The organism is Gluconacetobacter sacchari (assembly GCF_014174255.1).
Lineage (GTDB): Bacteria > Pseudomonadota > Alphaproteobacteria > Acetobacterales > Acetobacteraceae > Gluconacetobacter > Gluconacetobacter sacchari.
Window position 1 is genome coordinate 76,127 of the sequence record NZ_JABEQJ010000003.1, and the last position, 16,472, is coordinate 92,598.

Consider the following 16,472-nt stretch of genomic DNA (forward strand, 5'->3'; position numbering starts at 1 on the left):
ATAATATATGATCTGTCGGGTCGCGGAACGGGGAGGACAGCCATGCTGCCGGAGAGCATCTTCATGAGCGCGCGCCAGGACGCGCGCGGCCTGGCGTCGGAGCGGGTGGGCGATGCGCTGCGCGAGGCGATTCTGGGCGGGGTGCTGGTGGATGGGCAGTCGCTGCCGCAATCCGAGCTGGCCAGCGGGTTCGGGGTCAGCACCATTCCGGTGCGCGAGGCGCTGAAGCAGCTCGAGGTTGAGGGGCTGGTGCTGTTCCAGCAGAATCGCGGCGCCACCGTGACCGGCCTGTCGGAAGACGATATCATCGATTTTTCCGAGATCCGGGCGGCGCTGGAGGACATGGCGGCGGTGCGGGCGGTGCGGCGGATGACGCGGGTGGATCTGGCGCGGATCGAGGATGCGTACGAGGCCTTCGTGGCCGGAACCAGCGAGCAGCCGGAGGGCATGGCGCGGTCGGGCGCGCTGAACTGGGCGTTTCATGGCGCGATCTACCAGGCGGCGGGGCGGCCCAGGCTGCTGGACATGATCGAGGGCGTGCATCGCCGGGTCGATCGCTATATCCGCGCGCATCTGGAGATCGCGGGACGGAAGGCGGAGACCGATGCCGAGCATCTGGCGCTGCTGGAGGCGTGCCGGCGGCGGGACGAGGCGGCGATCGGCACGCTGACGCGGCAGCATATCCTGGATGCCGCGCGTATTTCGCTTGATGTAATCAGGAAGAATCGGGCCGGGCGGCGCGGGTGAGGGAGCGGGCATGGACGGAATGGGTGTGGGCGTGGCGCCGGTGCGCTACAGTGTCGAGACGCGGTGGCTGCACTGGTCCTGCGCGTGGCTGATCGGGGCGCAGTTCGTGCTGGGCGAGGCGATGCATCGGGTGCCCAGGGCGCTGCATGGGCCGATCGTGTCGGTGCATCTGTCGCTCGGGGTGCTGCTGGCGGCGCTGTTCGTGACGCGCGTGGCCTGGCGCGTGACCGGGGGGAGGGCGATCCGCTTCGCCGCCGGGACGGGGCTGGCCGGACGCGCGGCGCCCCTGGTGCATGGCGGGCTGTACCTGATGCTGGGGGTGGAGATCGCGCTGGGCTATCTGGCCCGCTGGTCGGGGGGGAATCCGGTGGAGGCGTTCGGCGCGGTGATCCGCTCGCCGTTCGGGCCGATGTCGCGGGAGACGCATCATCTGTTCGGCAGCGCGCATGGCTGGCTGGCCTGGGCGATCATCGTGCTGGCGGGCGGGCATGGGGCGGCGGCGCTGTATCATGCGCGGGTCGCGCGCGACGGCGTGCTGCGCCGGATGTGGGCGTGAGGGGGATGCGGGGGCTCTCGTGCGGGGTGCTGGCCGTGTTGCTGCTGGCGCTGGCGGCCTGTGGGGTGGATGATCGCGGCGGCCGGCGGCATCACGCGGCTGGAGCCTATATCGGGGGTGGCGCGGGTTACGGCGGGTGAGCGCGTGCCGGGCGGCATTCCGCGGGAGGAAAACGCGATGAACCACACGACACCCTGGCGGGCCGATCCGCTGGTCTGGGGGCACGGGCCCCGGCTGTTCGAGATGTTTCTGGAGCCGACCTGCCCGTTCTCGGTCCGGGCGTTCGGCAAGATGGATGCGCTGCTGGCGGCGGCGGGCGCGGACCGCGTGACCGTGCGGCTGACGATGCAGTCGCAGCCCTGGCACATGTATTCCGGCGTGGTGACGCGCTGCGTCATCGCGGCCTCGACCTTGCCCGGGGGCAGGGAAAGCGCGCGGGCGGTGCTGGCCGCCGTGGGGGCGCATCGGGAGGAATTCGAGTTCGCCCACCATTGCGCCGGACCGAACATGGACGCCACGCCGCGCCAGATCATCGCCCGGCTGGAAGCCTGTAGCGGCGTGGCGCTGGCCGAGGCGTTCGCCATTCCCGACCTGGATCGCGAGATCAAGCGCCATTGCCGCTATGCGCGGCAGAACGGCATCCACGTCTCGCCGACCTTCATGATCGACGGGCTGGTCGATCCGGCCATCGGCAGCGGCGACGCGGTGGCGGACTGGGTGGCGCGTCTGCGCTGACCGGACCGGATCGCCGCAGGATGGCATGGCGGCCGGGCCGCCATGCCGGCGCCGTGCTTACCAGCGATGGTGGTAGTAATCGCCCCGCCAGCCGCCGCGCTCGTCGTACCAGCCGTAATGGCCGCCGTAATAGCCGTGATGCCAGCCGCGATAGGGAGGGCGTTCCTCATACACGCACGCCGTCAGCGACAGGATCGCCAGCAGCGCGCAGGTCGAACGGATCATCGTGGTCATGGTCTGGTTTCCTTGCCTCTGAACCTTCGTCAGTCTGGCGCGGAATCGTGGCGGGTCCGGGGCAGACATGCCGGAGCGGACGGGTGGATCATTTCCAGACCCATTTGCCGACCACCCGCCCGTTGATATGCACCTCGTCCAGCGCGCGGGTGTAGGTGGGGTAGCCGGGATTGATGCTCATGATCTGCACCATCGCCGGATCGGTGGTGCCGTAGACGATTTCCAGCCGCTTCAGCACCAGGCCGAACCCGTCCCACAGCACATAGACGCCGGGTGGCGAGGGGGTGCGGTGCGCGGTATCGACCAGGACCCGCTCGCCGGCCTGATAGTCGGGCTCCATGCTGTCGCCCGCGACGCGCAGGACCACCAGCGCCTCCGGACTGTCGGTGAAGGCGCCCAGGAAGCGGCGGGGCAGCGACCAGTGATCGACCGGCCGGGGGCCGTCCTCCACCGCCAGGTTGCTGGGCAGGGCGCCGGGGCCGGCCTGGGGGGCGACATTATATTCGGGAATGCGGAACTGGCCTTCGGCCGGAGGTGGGTCGCCGCCGAGCGGGACGGCGCCGAACGGCGTGCGGGGCGCGGCGAGATGCGGCCGGCGCGGCGCCGGTTCGTCATGCCGCTGGTCGGGGGAAAGCGGTTCCCAGTTCGGGTCGGTATCGTCGCGGAACACGTTGGCGCTGACCTTGAAGCGGCGGGACAGGGCGTCGCGCACGTCCTCGGGCAATCTCTGGGGCGTGCCCTTGTGGATATATTGCTGGAGATAGGCGTGGTTGCGCCCCAGGGCGAGGGATTCCGCCTTCAGGTTGCTGCCGGCGTCGGCGATCAGCCTGAGCAGCGCGTAACGGGAAGGGGTCAGGACCGACATGACCCTATTATGCCGAGCGGAATAGGGAATTCCCAATAGGATATATCCTCTTGACGGCAGGATTTAGCCTATTATTGTCCCTATCCATGCGGATTGATCCTGTTTCTTCTTCCTGTCGGTGTGATCCCCTGCTGGGGGTCGTCGAACGGTTCCTGACCGCCAGCGGGCTGTCGGCCACGGCGTTCGGGGTGCTGGCGATGCGCGATCCGCGCTTTGTCCACGAGTTGCGGGTGGGGCGGGAGGTGCGTCGGGCCACGCGGCTGCGTGTCGTGGCCTGGATGCGCGCGGCCGGGGCGGGGGACGCCGGAACAGGTGAGGATCCGCCCGACAGCGCATGGGGGGCGTGATGAGGCCATCGAAATATGACTGGGCGCGGCTGGACCCGCAGGTGGATGCCCTGCTGGCGAAGGGGATGCGGGTGACGCAGGTGGCGCAGGCGCTGGAGATGCGGGTGCAGACGATCCGCGACCGGCTGAGCTATCGGCGCCGGGCGCCGAGGGCGGGGATGAAGCGGGTGGCGCCGGCGCTGATCGACCGGTCGTGCCTGAACTGCCGCGCGGCCTTTCGCGTGGCCTCCCCCTTCCTGCGCCTGTGTCCCGTCTGCCGGGCCGATTGTGGCTGAACGACCGGGGGAGGGGTGGGACGAAGGGGCGGGGGCCCGCCGGGGAAACGAGGAAACATCATGACTGAGGCAACAGGCATTCCGTTCGATGCCATCAACGCCGCCGCGCTGGCGCAATGGCCGTCTCTGGTGGCGGGCTGGCTGCCGGCGGGGCGGCGGCGCGGCGACGAATGGGTGGTGGGCGACCTGGACAATGCGCCGGGGCGGTCATTGTCGATCAATCTGCGGACCGGGAAATGGGCGGATTTCGCCGACGGGCCGCGCGGGGGCGATCCGATCAGCCTGTATGCGGCGCTGCACGCGCGGGACGACCGGGTGCGGGCGGCGCGGGAGCTGGGGGCGTTGCTGGGGACGCTGCCGGGGGGGGCGGCTGTAGCGGAGGCGGCGGGGGAGGATTGGCGGCCGGACGTGCCGCCGCCCGGGGCGCCGATGCCCGACCTGCGGGGCTGGGACCATGTCTATGCCTATCGCGATGCCGCCGGGCGGGTGATGCGCTATGTGGTGCGGCGCGATGCGACCGCGCATGCGCGCAAGCGGATCATGCCGTTGAGCTGGGGCACGCTGCGCGGCGCGGATGGCGCGCGGACGGGGTGGCATCCGCGCCATGCCGGCGTGCCGCGTTCGCTGTACGGGCTGGAGCGGGTGATGCGGGCGCGCACCGTGCTGGTGTGCGAGGGGGAGAAGGCGGCGGACGCGGCGCAATGCCTGTTTCCGCGCATGGCGTGCGTGACCTGGACGGCGGGGTGCGGGCATGTCGGCCGGGCGGACTGGAGCGTGCTGGCGGGGCGGCATGTCATCATCTGGCCCGATCATGACGCGCCGGGGGCCAGGGCGGCGGCGGAGATCGCCGCCATCCTGGGGGGGATCGCCGCGACGGTGCGGCTGGTGGACGTGGCCGACCTGGAGCCGGGCGACGATGCGGCGGACCTGCGCGTGCCCGATGCGCGGGCGTGGCTGTGCGAGCGGGTGGGGCCGGTGCTGTGCGGGACCAGCGTGAAGCGGGTCGGCGCGCGGGGCGGGCCGGCGGTGGAGCGGCGGGTGGCCGGGCTGGAGCCGATCGCGGTGCGCGGCGGGGAGATCGACCTGGTGGCCAGCGCGGGCGAGCGGGCGCTGATGGCGGCGAATGCGCCGGTCTATCAGCGCGGCACGCGGCTGGCGCGGCCGGGGCGGCGGGAGGTGGCGGCGGCCGACGGGCGGCTGACGCAGGCGGCGTGCCTGATGGATGTCGGGGTGCCGGCGCTGACCGACCTGTTGTGCCAGGTGGTGGAATGGCGGCGGTTCGACCGGCGCAGCCAGGGGTGGAAGGCGATCGACCCGCCGGCGGCGGCGGCGCAGGTGATCCTGAGCCGGGCGGGAAGCTGGCCTTTTCCGGTGCTGGCGGGGGTGATCACCACGCCGACGCTGCGGCCCGACGGATCGGTGCTGATGGCGCCGGGCTATGACGCGGCGACGCGGCTGTACCATGTCGACGATCCCACGCTGGAGTTGCATCTGCCGGAGCCGACGCGGGCGGCGGCGGAGGCGGGGCTGGCGCTGCTGGAGGGGCTGCTGGCGGAGTTTCCGTTCGCCGCCGCGAGCGACCGGTCGGTGGCGCTGGCCGCGATCCTGACGACGGTGGTGCGGGGGATGATGCCGGTGAGCCCCCTGTTTGCCTTTCGTGCCAATGCGCCGGGGTCGGGCAAGAGCTTCCTGGTCGACCTGGCCAGCGTGATCGCCACCGGGCGGGTCTGCCCGGTGACCAGCGCCGGGGAGGACGTGGCGGAGATGGAGAAACGCCTGACCGGGCTGCTGCTGGCGGGCTATCCGATCATGTCGCTGGACAATGTGAACGAGGAGCTGGGCGGGGACCTGCTGTGCCAGGCGACGGAGCGGCCGATCCTGCGGCTGCGCGAACTGGGGGCGTCGTCGAGCGTCGAGATCGAGAACCGGGCGGTGATCTTCGCCACCGGCAACGCGCTGCGGGTGCGGGGCGACATGACGCGGCGGGCGCTGCTGGCGACGCTGGATGCCGGGATCGAACAGCCGGAACTGCGCCGCTTCGCCCGCGACCCGGTGGCCGACATCATGGCCGATCGGGGGGCGTATGTGAGCGCGTGCCTGACGATTTTGCGGGCGTGGATGGGCAGCGGGGCGGCGGTGGACCTGCCGCCGCTGGCCTCGTTCGAGGGATGGAGCCGCACCGTGCGGGCGGCGCTGGTGTGGCTGGGGCGGGCCGATCCGTGCCTGAGCATGCAGGCGGCGCGGGAGGACGACCCCGAGCGCGGGGAGTTGCGCGAGATGCTGGGGCTGCTGGCCGAGGCGGCGGGGGTGGGGCGGCATTGCGGGCGCACGGTGCGGGAAATCGAGGAATTGTCGGCGCTGGAGCGGCAGGATCCGGCCGGGTATCGGGCCGGGTTGCGGCATGCCGAATTGCGGGATGCGTTGCTGCGGATTGCCGGCACGCCGGCGGGGCGCGTCAATTCCCGCCGGCTGGGGCGGTGGTTCCTGGCGCGGCGGGGGCGGGTGATCGACGGGTTGCGGGTCGTGGAATGCGGGATGGCGCATGGCGGGGTGAAGCGCTGGGCGGTGGAGCGGGTGTGAGGGCCGGGGCAACCAAGGTGGACGACATGTCGTTGACCTGGCGCGGGAAGTGGCCTTCCGTTGCCGATGGACCTTTTGCCGCCGGGGACGGATGCCATGGGGAACGATCATGTGGGACGCGGCCGATCGTGGCCGTGGGGTGTCGGACCCGGGGTGGCGGCGGCCATTCTGGCGATCGGGTCGGCCTGCGCCGCGTCCGAGCCGCCCCGGCCGACGATGTGGTACTGGCATAACTGGGCCGATCATGACGGCGTTAGCCATATGACGAAATGCCCGGTGCGGGATTTCGACCTGAAGAGCATGTCGGCGCCCGCCGGGCCGCAATGGCAGGACCGGCTGGCGGCCGGGCGGGCGCAGGTGATCTTTACCGTGCAGCCGGCGCATTGGAACGGCACCTGGCACCCGGACCCCAAGGTGCAGTGGATCATTCCGTTGCGGGGCACATGGTACGTGACCGCCATGGACGGGCACCGGGTGGCGATGGGGCCGGGCGAGGTTTCGCTGGGGGAAGACCAGTTGAGCCGGAAGGATGCGCGGGGGCGCGTGGGGCACGATGCCGGGAATGTGGGGGACGGGCCGGTGGAACTGATGGTGATCCAGACCGACGAGGCGCCGACGGTGGACCGGCCCTGCCGGTTTCGGTAAGGGGCGGGACCGAATCGTGCGCGGGAAGTCCTGTCAGGGACTGAAAATTTCAAAAATCATTAATATATGTTCCAAAATATTAAATGAAGATGACGTAAATTTTATAGCACAACGCTTCGTCTGGTGTGATTTTCAGGCGGAACGGATATGATGTCAGTGTTTTTCAGCCGGGTTCGGCTGTCTCCACCGGCTGGCGGTTCAGCCATCCGCTGGATGTCGGGCCGATCGGGCCGATCGACGGACAGGTCTCGTATTATCACGTCGATTTCTCGAATCGGCTGCTGACCGTGAGTTCGTCGCCGCAGATCACCAGCCTGACCGGCGCGGCCTCGCTGCTGGAAAATGTCGGCGGGGTGACGACGAACGGCGCGGACCTGGAATTCACCCTGCATTTCGCGCATCATTTCTCGCTGTATGATGCGGTGTCGTACAATCATTCGGTCTATGACAACGACTATCGCTCCGGCACCGCGACCGTGGCGACCGCCGGCAAGAATGTCGTGGCGGTGCCGGACTGGATGAACAAATTCATCTTCGCCTACAGCAATGACGGCTTCTTCGCGCAATTGACCGGGGATTATATCGGCCGGCGCTATGCCACCTACCTGAACGACCTGTCGGTCGCGCCGATGGCGCTGTTCAGCTTCAGCAGCGGCTATACCTCCCGCGCGCTGCCCGTGCTCAAGGAAGGCAGCATCCAGTTCAACATCACCAACCTGACCGGCACGCGCGCGTGGGATACGATCCTGGCGACCAATGCCGCGAAGCAGTTCACCGCCTATCCGCTGGCGCCCCGGCAGTTCTTCGTTACGCTGACCGGCCGGTTCTGACCCCGGGGGCCGGCCAGGCGTGCATCGCGATCCGCGCGATTTCGCGCAGCCGTTCGCGGGAGGCGCCGTCGCGCGCGTGGACGGCCATGCCGCCCAGGACGGAACTGTAGAAGGCGGCCAGGGCGTCGATATCGGTGCCGGCGGGCAGGTCGCCGGCCTCGCGGCCCCGGCGCAGGCGGGCGGCCAGGGCGGCCTCGGAGCGGGTGCGCTGCGTGGCGAGGAGGTCGCGCAGGCGCGCCTGCGCGGGCGGGCACTGGGTGGCGGCCGACGCGATCATGCAGCCGGCCGGCAGGTCGTCGCGCGTGAATTCCGTGGCGGCCGTCGTGAGCAGGTGCGCGACGGTGGCGCGGGTGTCGGCATCCGTGTCCGCGTCGAGAATGGTGAAATACCAGACGCCGGCGACCGTGATATAGGCCTCGATCGCCTCGTGATACAGGGCTTCCTTGCTGCCGAACGCATTGTAGAAGCTCGAGGCGCTGATCCCCATGGTGGAAATCAGGTCGTCGAAGCTGGTGCCGTCATAGCCGCGATCCCAGAACAGGCGCATGGCGGCGCACAGCGCCTGTTGCCGGTCGAACGCCGGCGGCCGGCCACGGCCGCGGCGCGCGCTTTCGCCGGGCGTCGCGTCGATTTTTTTTGGTGCCATCGCTCCATAAATCCTTGAACGCGGGAAGGCGCGTCTCATATGTACCATGTTGGAGCGGGCGCTCCAAATTTTAAGTCGTCGGTTTTCGCAATCCGGGCATGCCATGCCGACCATGCGTCGCGGCCTGCCCGAGCAGACAGGAACAGCACCAGTGAGCAAGCTTTCGGGAAAAGTCGCGATCGTGACCGGCGCCTCCAAGGGGATCGGCGCGGGGATCGCGCGGGCGCTGGCGGCGGAAGGGGCCGCGGTCGTCGTCAATTATGCCTCCAGCCAGGAGGGGGCCGATGCGGTGGTCGCGACGATTGCGCAGGCCGGCGGCAGGGCGGTGGCCGTGAAGGGCGACGTCTCGCGCCGGGAGGACGCGCAGGGGCTGGTGGAGGCCGCCGTGCGCGCGTTCGGCCGGCTGGATATCCTGGTCAATAATTCGGGCGTCTATGCGTTCGGCACCATCGAGGAGATTACCGAGGAGCATTTCCATCGGCAGTTCAACGTCAACGTGCTGGGGATGCTGCTGACGACCCAGGCGGCGGTCGCGCATCTGGGCGCGGGCGGGAGCATCATCAATATCAGTTCCGTCGTCTCGCGTATCACGCCGCCCAATTCGGCGGTCTATACGGCGACGAAGGGCGCGGTCGATGCGCTGACCGGGTCGCTGGCGCGCGAACTCGGGCCGCGGGGGATCCGGGTGAATGCGATCAATCCCGGGCTGGTGGAAACCGAGGGGACACGGGCCGCGAGCGTCGCCGGCTCCGAGATGGAGGACGCCATCATCGCGCAGACGCCCCTGGGCCGCGTGGGGCAGGTGGGCGATATCGCGCCGCTGGCGGTCTTCCTGGCGTCGGACGATGCGGGGTGGCTGACCGGGGAGACGGTGATCGCCTCCGGCGGGCTGCGCTGACACGAGGCCGCCCGGCCCGGCGCGACGGCGCCGGGCCGGGCGGTCGCGGCATAAAAAAACCGCCCCGAAGGGCGGTTTTCCGAGGGTGCCGCTGGCGGAACCTTCACGCAGCCTTGAGATTGACCGCGGACTTCTTGCCATTGCGGCCAGCCTCGATTTCATACGAAATCTTCTGGCCCTCGTTGAGGGTGGCCATACCAGCGCGCTCGAGGGCGGTGATGTGGACGAATACGTCGGCAGTGCCATCCTCCGGCTGGATGAAACCAAAGCCTTTGGTGGAGTTGAACCATTTTACGGTGCCTGTTGTCATAACGAGGCTCCTTTACTGTAGTGCGGTGGTACATACAAAACGTGTACGCAATCGTAACTTATCACGGGACGGCACTGACGCAACGCGCGACGGAGGTCCTCATAAAAGCATCCACCGTCGCTCTCTATATATGAATAAAAAATCGACGCAAATCAAAAAATCCTCCGATTGTCATTATAACACGGGAATATTTCTTACCCCTTTGATTATAAAAACTGTTATTTCGACTTTCGATGGTGGGGCCGGTGGGATCGGTGAGGTTTCGGTCGTCAGGGGGAAGGAAATGGCGGTGCCAGACGCAGGCCGCCGGCCGGAAAGGACCCGACGGCCCCACCCCAACCACCTCGCGTCCCGACAATCTTGCGCCCCTATCGCGCGCGAGGGGCGATCGCGACCCGGTTGCGACCCGCCCGCTTGGCCCGGTACAGCGCCTGGTCGGCGCGGCGGATCAGGCTTTCCGCGTCGTCGGGCCGGGCCGACAGCGCGAGGCCGATGCTACAGGTGACCGGGATCCGGTGCCCGTCGAAGGCGATGGTCGAGCGGGCCACCTGCCGGCGCACGCGCTCGGCCACGTTCAGGGCCTCCACCCCGTCGATGCCCGACAGGATCGCAAGAAATTCCTCGCCGCCGAAGCGGCCGACCGCGTCCATGGGGCGGATGCCGGCGCGCAGCCGCTCGGCCACCACGCGCAGGACCCGGTCGCCCGCCGGATGGCCGAGCCTGTCGTTGATGGATTTGAAGTGATCGATATCGATCATCAGGATCGCGACCGGGGCGTGGTCGGCCCGCGTCATCTCGATCGTCGCCAGTTCGAGGATCGCCCGGCGGTTCCATAGATGGGTCAGCACGTCGATCCGCGTCTTCATCTCCAGCTCCTCGTTCGCGCGGGCGAGGGCGAGCTGGGCCTCGGACAGGGCGGCGACCTGCAATTCCTGGCCGGCCAGGGCCGCCAGGTCGATCAGGGATTCGACCTGTTCCGGGGTGAAGTCGCGCGGCTTGTCGTCGCCCACGCAGAGGACGCCGACGCGCTCGCCCTCGAAATGCAGGGGCGCGCCGGCATAGAAGATCCAGTCCCAATACGGGTCGCCGGTATGGACGCGCGGGTCCAGGCGGGTATCGCGGATCAGGCACACGCCGTCATCCTGGATCGTGTAATGGCAATACGTGTCCTTGCGCATCCTTTCGAGGCCGTCGAAGCCCTGGACGCTTTTGAGCCAGACCAGCTTTTCCCCGACGATGTCGATGCAGGCCGTCGGCAGGCCGAACATCCGCCGGGCCAGGCGGGTGACGCGGTCGAAACGTTCCTCGGCGGGAGTGCCCATCAGGCGGACCTTGTGGACGGCGGCGAGACGGGGACCGTCATGGGGGAAGTCGGATGGGGCGGGCATCGGTGCGGGACAGTCCTGGTTGGGCCTGCCCGACCGAATAGCAACGCGAAATGAAGAACTCGTTATCCGCCGGCGGGGAGCAGGCCGGCGGCGCGGGCGGCGGCGATGATGTCGTCGCCGGGGACATCGATCCAGTGTTCGGGAGACAGGGCGGCGGTCGGGGGGGCGGCGTCGCGCCAGGCCTGCACCATCCGGCTGCCCAGCGTGTAGCCGAACCAGCGGGGGATGTCGGCGCGGCCGAAGAACCAGAGGGCGTGGTCGTAGCCGGTGGCGGCCATGGGCGGCAGGCGGTCCTGGTGTCGCAGGAGGGTGGCGCGGTCGACCGCGCTCTCCCACGGGGCGGGCGGTGTCTGGCCGAGCGTGCGGGCGAAATGGCAGGCGAGGCCCTCGCTGACCAGGGCCTCGCCGAACGTGCGGCCGTAGCCGGGGCCGGCCATGCGCAGGGTGTGATGGGCCTCGTGCAGCATTTCGCGCGTCAGGATGCCGTCGGCGATGGTGGCCGCCGTGTTGGGGTTGGCGGGGTCGATCGTGAGCGATACCAGCCTGGCGTGCCAGGCGCGGCCGCCGATGCCGATTTCGGGGATCGTGCCGGCGCGGCCGCGCTGGACGAGGATATCGAGCGGCGGCGGCGGGCGCAGCGTCGCGAGCAGGGCGTGGGCCCGCGCGACGGCCTGCCGGATGGCGGCCTGTTGCGCCGCCAGGCCGCCGGTCGCGTGCAGCCAGTGAAGATGCCAGTCGTCCATGATGCGCCCCTGTCCGCCCGTGAGGGAGGATGGCGGAGTGGGCGGGGTGGCGTCAATCGGTCTGTATTTTTCCTGTCCAGATAAAAAACAAACCAAACCATCCGTCGACGGGGCGGGGTGGAATAAGGATATCCGGCACCCCGGATCGGGCGATATGGTCGGCGCTGCGAGACGGGGGGGAGGCGATGGCGGCGGACGCGGGCGGGAGAGACGGGCGGAGGTTGACCGAGCGGCAGGGGCGGTTTGTCGCGGAATATCTGGTTGACCTGAACGCGACGCGGGCGGCGATGCGGGCCGGCTATGGCGCGGGCTATGCGCGGCGGCATGCGTGGAAGCTGCTGCGCTCGGCGCGGGTGCGCGCGGCGATCGGGCAGGCGGAGGCGGCGCTGGAGGAACGGACGAAGTTCAGCCAGGACCGGGTGATTGCCGAACTGACGCGGCTGGCATTCTACGATGTCGGCCTGATTGCCGCGCACAGGCTGAACGGACCGGAGGATATCGCGACGCTGCCGGTGGAGGTGCGCGCCGCGGTGACGGGCTGGTCGTGGGACAAGGCGGGGAATTTCACGGTGCGGCTGGCGCCGCGCACGCCCAGCCTGGACCTGCTGGCACGGCATTTCGGCCTGCTGAAGGATGTGAGGCAGCATCTGGACAGGGACGGCAGGCCGGCCGATCCGCCGGCGCTGTACACCGTCGTCGTTCGCTGACATGGGGGTGGGGCGTGGCCTTGCGAAAAGATCGGGAGCTTGAGATGCGACAGCACAAGGAACTGGCCGAGGGTGAGATGATTCCGGGCGAGGCCCGGGATTTCGGCGTGGAGACACTGGCCCGTGTCCAGAACCGGACGGCGGATGGCGGGATGCTGAAGGACCATGAGCGCGCGGCCGCGCCGGCGCCGCGGCCGCGCGGGGGGCGGATGGCGCCGCCGCCGCCGCCCGACCATGGCCCGCATCGCGCACGCACGGGGCGCTGAGGGCGCCGGGGACCCGTGCTGGGGTATAACCGGGACTCGGTGCCGACGATCCGGCGCTTCATGGAATCGGACGCCTTCATCAGGGGATTGATGGGGCCGTTCGGTTCGGGAAAAAGCTCGGGCTGCGTGTGGGAGATCGTGCTGCGCGGGTTGCGGCAGGCGCCGGGGCGGGATGGGGTGCGGCGCTCGCGCTGGGCGGTGATCCGCAATTCCTATCGCCAGCTTGAGGATACCACGATCCGTACCGTGCATCAGTGGTTTCCGCCGATGACGTTCGGGCGGTGGAAGCCGACCGAGCATGCCTATGTCATCAACCGCATGGTGGCGGAGGGGGACGAGAAGCCGGCCGAGATCGAACTGCTGTTTCGCGCGCTGGACCGGCCGGACCAGGTGGGGAACCTGCTGTCGCTGGAACTGACCGGGGCGTGGGTGAACGAGGCGCGGGAGGTGCCGTGGGCGATCGTCGAGGCGGTGCAGGGGCGCGTGGGGCGCTATCCGGCGCGGCGCGATGGCGGGGCGACCTGGGCCGGCGTGATCATGGATACCAACCCGCCGGACGCGGAATCGGACTGGTACAGGTTCTTCGAGGAAAAGGACCACGGGGAGGCGGTGGCGGCGCTGGCGCGGGTGATCCCGGGCATGAGCGTGGAGCGCTTCGCGCGGATCTTTCGCCAGCCCGGCGGGCGGGCGGCGGAGGCGGAGAACCTGGACAATCTGCCGCCCGGCTATTACCAGCGGCTGGCGGTCGGGAAAAGCGACGAGTGGAACAAGGTTTATATCGACGGGGACTATGGCTTCGTCATGGAAGGGCGGCCGGTCTTCGGCGAGTATAATGACGGGTTCCATTGCCGGGCGTGCCGGACGGTGCCGGCGCTGCCGGTGTATCGGGGGTGGGATTTCGGGCTGACGCCGGCCTGCGTGTTTACCCAGATGCTGCCCTCGGGGCAGTGGATCGTGGTGGACGAGCTGGTATCGGACGCCATGGGGATCGAGCGGTTCGCCGAGATCGTGGCGTGCCATGCGGCGCGGCATTTCCCCGGCACGCGCTTTGTCGATATCGGCGACCCGGCGGGGATGCAGAAGGCGCAGACCGACGAGCGGACCTGTTTCGAGATCCTGCATGCGCGGGGGATCGCGATCGAGCCCGGGATGCAGACGCCGGCGATCCGGCTGGAGAGCGTGCGCCGGCCGTTGCGCACGCTGCTGGACGGGGCGGCGCCGGGCTTCGTGCTGCATCCGCGCTGCACCACCCTGCGCCGGGCGCTGATGGGCGGATACCGCTATCGGCGGATGCAGGTGAGCGGCGAACGCTATGCCGACCGGCCGGAGAAGAACAGGTGGTCGCATGTGATGGATGCGCTGCAATACGTGGCGACGCGGCTGTTCGGCGCCGAACTGCGCGGTGCCGGCGGGGCGGAGACGGACGAGGCGTGGCGGGACCTGCCCGATGAGGGGCGGACGCGATCGAGCATTACGGGGTACTGACATGGCTGGACTGCTGATACCGGCATATCCGGGAGTGGGGCGGCGGAGCTGCCGCCAGTGCCGCCATCATGGGGTGGAGGGCGGCGACGTGGTCTGCCGGCGCTATCCGCCGCAGGTGACGGTGGTGCTGGTGCCGCAGGGGGCGCCGCGCGTGGGGCAACTGGCGCCCCAGCCCTTCGCCACCTTTCCGCCGGTGGTGCCCGAGCATGTGTGCGGCGAGTTCGCGCCCGGCGGGGAGGGGGGATGAGCATGGAGGGACACGACATGGATGGCCCCGACATGGATCTGGCGGAGCGGCTGCGGCGCTGGATCGAGATGCCGAACATCGCGGAGGAGCTGGACGAAGCGACGCGCGGGCAGGTGGCCGACCGGGTGGCGCGCGACTGGCGCGCCGACGATGCCACGCGCGCCGAGTGGAAGGAGAATTGCCGCCGCTGGCTGGACCTGGCGCAGCAGGTGGCCGAGCCCAAGACCTATCCGTGGCCGGGGGCGTCGAACGTGATCTATCCGCTGCTGACGGTGGCGGCGGTGCAGTTCGCGGCAAGAGCCTATCCGGGCATCGTGCGCGATCGCGACGTGGTGCGCGGTACCGTGCTGGGCGACGATTCCGGCGTGCCGATGCCCGACCCGCTGCGGCCGGGGCAGGTTCTGACCGGGCCGGACGGCGGGCCGCTGTGGCTGGTGCCGCCGGGGGCGAAGCGGGCGCGGGCGACGGCGATCGGGCGGCATATGAGCTGGCAGTTGCTGGACGAGATGGCCGAGTGGGAGGAGCAGACCGACAAGCTGCTGCTGAAACTGGCCATTGTCGGCACCATGTTCCGCAAGACCTATTTCGACCCGGCCTTGCAGCGCAATGTCAGCGAGACGGTCGACCCGCTGCTGCTGTGCATCGACTACCATGCCAAATCCTTCGCCACCGCGCCGCGCGTGACCGAGGAGATCGACCTCTATCCCTGGGAGATCGAGGAGCGGATCCGGGCCGGGCTGTTCCTGGAGCAGGAATACGGCGCCAATCGCGAGGCCGGGGAGGATGGCGATGCGCCGGTGACCTTTCTGGAGCAGCATCGGCGGCTGGACCTGGACGGGGACGGCTATGCCGAGCCCTATATCGTGACCGTCGCCCGCGATTCGGGGAAGCTGGCGCGCATCGCCGCCGGGTTCGACATGGATGGGGTGCTGTTCGACGCGCATGACCATCGGATCCGCCGGATCGAGGCGATTGCGTATTATACGAAATTTTCCTTTATCCCGTCGCCGGATTCCGCGATCTACGACATCGGGTTCGGCACGCTGCTGCATCCGCTGAACGCGGCGGTGAATACGAGCCTGAACCAGATGTTCGATGCCGCGCACCTGGCCAATGCCGGGGGTGGCTTCGTCGGCTCCGGCATGTCGCTGAACAGCGGGGCCGTGCGCTTTCAGGTCGGCGAATACAAGGTGGTGAACACGCCCGGCGCCACACTGCGCGAAAACCTGGTGCCGTTGCAGTTTGCCGGGCCGAATCCGGTGCTGTTCCAGCTTCTGGGCTTTCTGGTCGATGCCGGGCGGGAGATCGCCTCGGTCAAGGATATCCTCTCCGGCGCCATGCCGGGGGGGAATGTGCCAGGGGTGCTGGGGCTGGCGGTGATCCAGCAGGGGCTGAAGGTGTTCAGCGCCATCTTCAAGCGCATCCATCGCAGCCTGGGCGCGGAGTTTCGCAAGCTCTACCGGCTGAACCGGCTGTATCTGCCCGACGAGGCCGGGTTTGGGGACGGACGCGCGTTCTTTCACGTCACGCGTGCCGATTACGAGCAGGGCGGGGGCGTGGAGCCGGTGTCGGACCCCGAGATCGTGACCGACATGCAGCAGCTTGCCCGTGCGAACTTCCTGCTGGCCTTCAAGGACGATCCGTGGTGCGACGGGCATGAGATCCGCCGCCGGGCGTTCGAGGCCGCCGCCATCGGGCTGGTGGACAAGGTGCTGCGGCCCGCGCCGGCCTCCGATCCGGCGGCGATGGCGCGGGCGGCGGAGCTGGCACTGCGGGAGAAGCGGGAGGCGGCGGAACAGGTCTCGACACTGGCGGAGGCGGCGCTGCGGATGGCGCAGGCGCGGAAGGCGGAGCGGGAATAAGGCTGTTCCTCCTTTGAAGATAAAAATACAGGACAATTGATTTTTAGGAATACCGCGCGACCATCCGGATGCTATCGAGAGACGTCGAAAGAGTCTTTTTGCTTCT

At 68.9% G+C, this 16,472-nt stretch carries 21 protein-coding genes; 15 read left to right on the plus strand and 6 right to left on the minus strand.

The window, feature by feature from the left end; translation table 11 throughout:
* Positions 1 to 42 precede the first annotated feature (42 nt).
* Genes HLH48_RS03425 through HLH48_RS03440 form a run of 4 tightly spaced genes read left to right on the plus strand, consistent with a single transcriptional unit; the run spans position 43 to position 2,038 of the window.
* Positions 43 to 747 (plus strand): GntR family transcriptional regulator, encoded by a 705-nt coding sequence (locus tag HLH48_RS03425; RefSeq protein WP_182996110.1) that lies wholly within the window; start codon positions 43 to 45, stop codon positions 745 to 747.
* Positions 748 to 757: 10 nt separating this feature from the next.
* Positions 758 to 1,303, plus strand: coding sequence for a cytochrome b (locus tag HLH48_RS03430; RefSeq protein WP_182996111.1), 546 nt, complete (start codon positions 758 to 760; stop codon positions 1,301 to 1,303).
* The gene (locus HLH48_RS03435; protein ID WP_182996112.1) at positions 1,300 to 1,443 is read left to right on the plus strand and encodes a hypothetical protein; all 144 of its coding nucleotides are present in this window, start codon (positions 1,300 to 1,302) and stop codon (positions 1,441 to 1,443) included. Before HLH48_RS03430 ends, HLH48_RS03435 begins: the two co-directional genes overlap by 4 nt.
* A gap of 37 nt (positions 1,444 to 1,480) precedes the next feature.
* Positions 1,481 to 2,038 (plus strand): DsbA family protein, encoded by a 558-nt coding sequence (locus HLH48_RS03440; RefSeq protein ID WP_182996113.1) that lies wholly within the window; start codon positions 1,481 to 1,483, stop codon positions 2,036 to 2,038.
* Positions 2,039 to 2,095: 57 nt separating this feature from the next.
* Here the strand turns inward: HLH48_RS03440 and HLH48_RS03445 are convergent, their stop codons facing one another.
* On the minus strand, positions 2,096 to 2,272 hold the full coding sequence (locus HLH48_RS03445) for a hypothetical protein (RefSeq protein ID WP_182996114.1): 177 nt from the start codon (positions 2,270 to 2,272) through the stop codon (positions 2,096 to 2,098).
* An 88-nt stretch (positions 2,273 to 2,360) separates the two neighbouring features.
* A complete protein-coding gene (locus tag HLH48_RS03450) occupies positions 2,361 to 3,137 on the minus strand; it encodes a S24 family peptidase (protein WP_246386790.1) in 777 nt (258 codons plus the stop codon).
* Positions 3,138 to 3,187: 50 nt separating this feature from the next.
* On the opposite strand from HLH48_RS03450, the gene HLH48_RS03455 reads away from it, so the two are divergent.
* The 5 genes from HLH48_RS03455 (at position 3,188) to HLH48_RS03475 (ending at position 7,814) form a co-directional block, all read left to right on the plus strand.
* Positions 3,188 to 3,484, plus strand: a complete 297-nt coding sequence (locus HLH48_RS03455; protein WP_182996116.1) for a hypothetical protein — start codon at positions 3,188 to 3,190, stop codon at positions 3,482 to 3,484.
* A complete protein-coding gene (locus HLH48_RS03460) occupies positions 3,484 to 3,759 on the plus strand; it encodes a hypothetical protein (protein ID WP_182996117.1) in 276 nt (91 codons plus the stop codon). Before HLH48_RS03455 ends, HLH48_RS03460 begins: the two co-directional genes overlap by 1 nt.
* Positions 3,760 to 3,819: 60 nt before the next feature.
* Positions 3,820 to 6,339 (plus strand): topoisomerase, encoded by a 2,520-nt coding sequence (locus HLH48_RS03465; protein WP_182996118.1) that lies wholly within the window; start codon positions 3,820 to 3,822, stop codon positions 6,337 to 6,339.
* 96 nt (positions 6,340 to 6,435) lie between these two features.
* Entirely contained in the window at positions 6,436 to 6,984 is a 549-nt protein-coding gene (locus HLH48_RS03470; protein WP_182996119.1) for a cupin domain-containing protein, read from the plus strand.
* A gap of 125 nt (positions 6,985 to 7,109) precedes the next feature.
* Positions 7,110 to 7,814, plus strand: a complete 705-nt coding sequence (locus tag HLH48_RS03475; RefSeq protein ID WP_182996120.1) for a porin family protein — start codon at positions 7,110 to 7,112, stop codon at positions 7,812 to 7,814.
* Here the strand turns inward: HLH48_RS03475 and HLH48_RS03480 are convergent.
* A complete protein-coding gene (locus HLH48_RS03480; RefSeq protein WP_246386791.1) occupies positions 7,792 to 8,460 on the minus strand; it encodes a TetR/AcrR family transcriptional regulator in 669 nt (222 codons plus the stop codon). The two genes, HLH48_RS03475 and HLH48_RS03480, sit on opposite strands and share 23 nt — an antisense overlap.
* 151 nt (positions 8,461 to 8,611) lie before the next feature.
* On the opposite strand from HLH48_RS03480, the gene HLH48_RS03485 reads away from it, so the two are divergent.
* Complete coding sequence (locus HLH48_RS03485; RefSeq protein WP_182996121.1) at positions 8,612 to 9,358, plus strand: SDR family NAD(P)-dependent oxidoreductase; 747 nt, start codon at positions 8,612 to 8,614, stop codon at positions 9,356 to 9,358.
* A gap of 103 nt (positions 9,359 to 9,461) precedes the next feature.
* On the opposite strand, the gene HLH48_RS03490 is transcribed toward HLH48_RS03485, so the two are convergent.
* The 3 genes from HLH48_RS03490 to HLH48_RS03500 all read right to left on the minus strand — a co-directional run bounded on the left by HLH48_RS03490 (position 9,462) and on the right by HLH48_RS03500 (position 11,799).
* The gene (locus HLH48_RS03490; RefSeq protein WP_182950141.1) at positions 9,462 to 9,668 is read right to left on the minus strand and encodes a cold-shock protein; all 207 of its coding nucleotides are present in this window, start codon (positions 9,666 to 9,668) and stop codon (positions 9,462 to 9,464) included.
* 368 nt (positions 9,669 to 10,036) lie between these two features.
* Complete coding sequence (locus HLH48_RS03495; RefSeq protein WP_182996122.1) at positions 10,037 to 11,056, minus strand: sensor domain-containing diguanylate cyclase; 1,020 nt, start codon at positions 11,054 to 11,056, stop codon at positions 10,037 to 10,039.
* A 62-nt stretch (positions 11,057 to 11,118) separates the two neighbouring features.
* Positions 11,119 to 11,799 (minus strand): DUF2268 domain-containing putative Zn-dependent protease, encoded by a 681-nt coding sequence (locus tag HLH48_RS03500; protein ID WP_182996123.1) that lies wholly within the window; start codon positions 11,797 to 11,799, stop codon positions 11,119 to 11,121.
* A 185-nt stretch (positions 11,800 to 11,984) separates the two neighbouring features.
* On the opposite strand from HLH48_RS03500, the gene HLH48_RS03505 reads away from it, so the two are divergent.
* The 5 genes from HLH48_RS03505 to HLH48_RS03525 are packed head-to-tail and all read left to right on the plus strand — an operon-like array spanning position 11,985 to position 16,366.
* Entirely contained in the window at positions 11,985 to 12,506 is a 522-nt protein-coding gene (locus tag HLH48_RS03505; protein WP_182996124.1) for a terminase small subunit, read from the plus strand.
* Between the two features lie 44 nt (positions 12,507 to 12,550).
* Positions 12,551 to 12,772, plus strand: a complete 222-nt coding sequence (locus tag HLH48_RS03510) for a hypothetical protein (RefSeq protein WP_182996125.1) — start codon at positions 12,551 to 12,553, stop codon at positions 12,770 to 12,772.
* A 60-nt stretch (positions 12,773 to 12,832) separates the two neighbouring features.
* The gene (locus tag HLH48_RS03515) at positions 12,833 to 14,257 is read left to right on the plus strand and encodes a hypothetical protein (protein WP_182996126.1); all 1,425 of its coding nucleotides are present in this window, start codon (positions 12,833 to 12,835) and stop codon (positions 14,255 to 14,257) included.
* Between the two features lies 1 nt (position 14,258).
* The gene (locus HLH48_RS03520; protein ID WP_182996127.1) at positions 14,259 to 14,504 is read left to right on the plus strand and encodes a hypothetical protein; all 246 of its coding nucleotides are present in this window, start codon (positions 14,259 to 14,261) and stop codon (positions 14,502 to 14,504) included.
* A complete protein-coding gene (locus HLH48_RS03525) occupies positions 14,501 to 16,366 on the plus strand; it encodes a co-chaperone GroES (RefSeq protein ID WP_182996128.1) in 1,866 nt (621 codons plus the stop codon). The genes HLH48_RS03520 and HLH48_RS03525 overlap by 4 nt, the downstream gene beginning before the upstream one ends.
* Positions 16,367 to 16,472: the final 106 nt, after the last annotated feature.

Excerpts from the sequence above, each read along its gene's own strand:
- HLH48_RS03425 (WP_182996110.1), top strand. The coding sequence starts at position 43 with ATGCTGCCGGAGAGCATCTTCATGAGCGCGCGCCAGGACGCGCGCGGC.
- HLH48_RS03430 (WP_182996111.1), top strand. The coding sequence starts at position 758 with ATGGACGGAATGGGTGTGGGCGTGGCGCCGGTGCGCTACAGTGTCGAG.
- HLH48_RS03440 (WP_182996113.1), top strand. The coding sequence starts at position 1,481 with ATGAACCACACGACACCCTGGCGGGCCGATCCGCTGGTCTGGGGGCAC.
- HLH48_RS03445 (WP_182996114.1), bottom strand. The coding sequence starts at position 2,272 with ATGACCACGATGATCCGTTCGACCTGCGCGCTGCTGGCGATCCTGTCG.
- HLH48_RS03450 (WP_246386790.1), bottom strand. The coding sequence starts at position 3,137 with ATGTCGGTCCTGACCCCTTCCCGTTACGCGCTGCTCAGGCTGATCGCC.
- HLH48_RS03460 (WP_182996117.1), top strand. The coding sequence starts at position 3,484 with ATGAGGCCATCGAAATATGACTGGGCGCGGCTGGACCCGCAGGTGGAT.
- HLH48_RS03465 (WP_182996118.1), top strand. The coding sequence starts at position 3,820 with ATGACTGAGGCAACAGGCATTCCGTTCGATGCCATCAACGCCGCCGCG.
- HLH48_RS03470 (WP_182996119.1), top strand. The coding sequence starts at position 6,436 with ATGGGGAACGATCATGTGGGACGCGGCCGATCGTGGCCGTGGGGTGTC.
- HLH48_RS03480 (WP_246386791.1), bottom strand. The coding sequence starts at position 8,460 with ATGGCACCAAAAAAAATCGACGCGACGCCCGGCGAAAGCGCGCGCCGC.
- HLH48_RS03490 (WP_182950141.1), bottom strand. The coding sequence starts at position 9,668 with ATGACAACAGGCACCGTAAAATGGTTCAACTCCACCAAAGGCTTTGGT.
- HLH48_RS03495 (WP_182996122.1), bottom strand. The coding sequence starts at position 11,056 with ATGCCCGCCCCATCCGACTTCCCCCATGACGGTCCCCGTCTCGCCGCC.
- HLH48_RS03500 (WP_182996123.1), bottom strand. The coding sequence starts at position 11,799 with ATGGACGACTGGCATCTTCACTGGCTGCACGCGACCGGCGGCCTGGCG.
- HLH48_RS03505 (WP_182996124.1), top strand. The coding sequence starts at position 11,985 with ATGGCGGCGGACGCGGGCGGGAGAGACGGGCGGAGGTTGACCGAGCGG.
- HLH48_RS03510 (WP_182996125.1), top strand. The coding sequence starts at position 12,551 with ATGCGACAGCACAAGGAACTGGCCGAGGGTGAGATGATTCCGGGCGAG.
- HLH48_RS03515 (WP_182996126.1), top strand. The coding sequence starts at position 12,833 with ATGGAATCGGACGCCTTCATCAGGGGATTGATGGGGCCGTTCGGTTCG.
- HLH48_RS03520 (WP_182996127.1), top strand. The coding sequence starts at position 14,259 with ATGGCTGGACTGCTGATACCGGCATATCCGGGAGTGGGGCGGCGGAGC.
- HLH48_RS03525 (WP_182996128.1), top strand. The coding sequence starts at position 14,501 with ATGAGCATGGAGGGACACGACATGGATGGCCCCGACATGGATCTGGCG.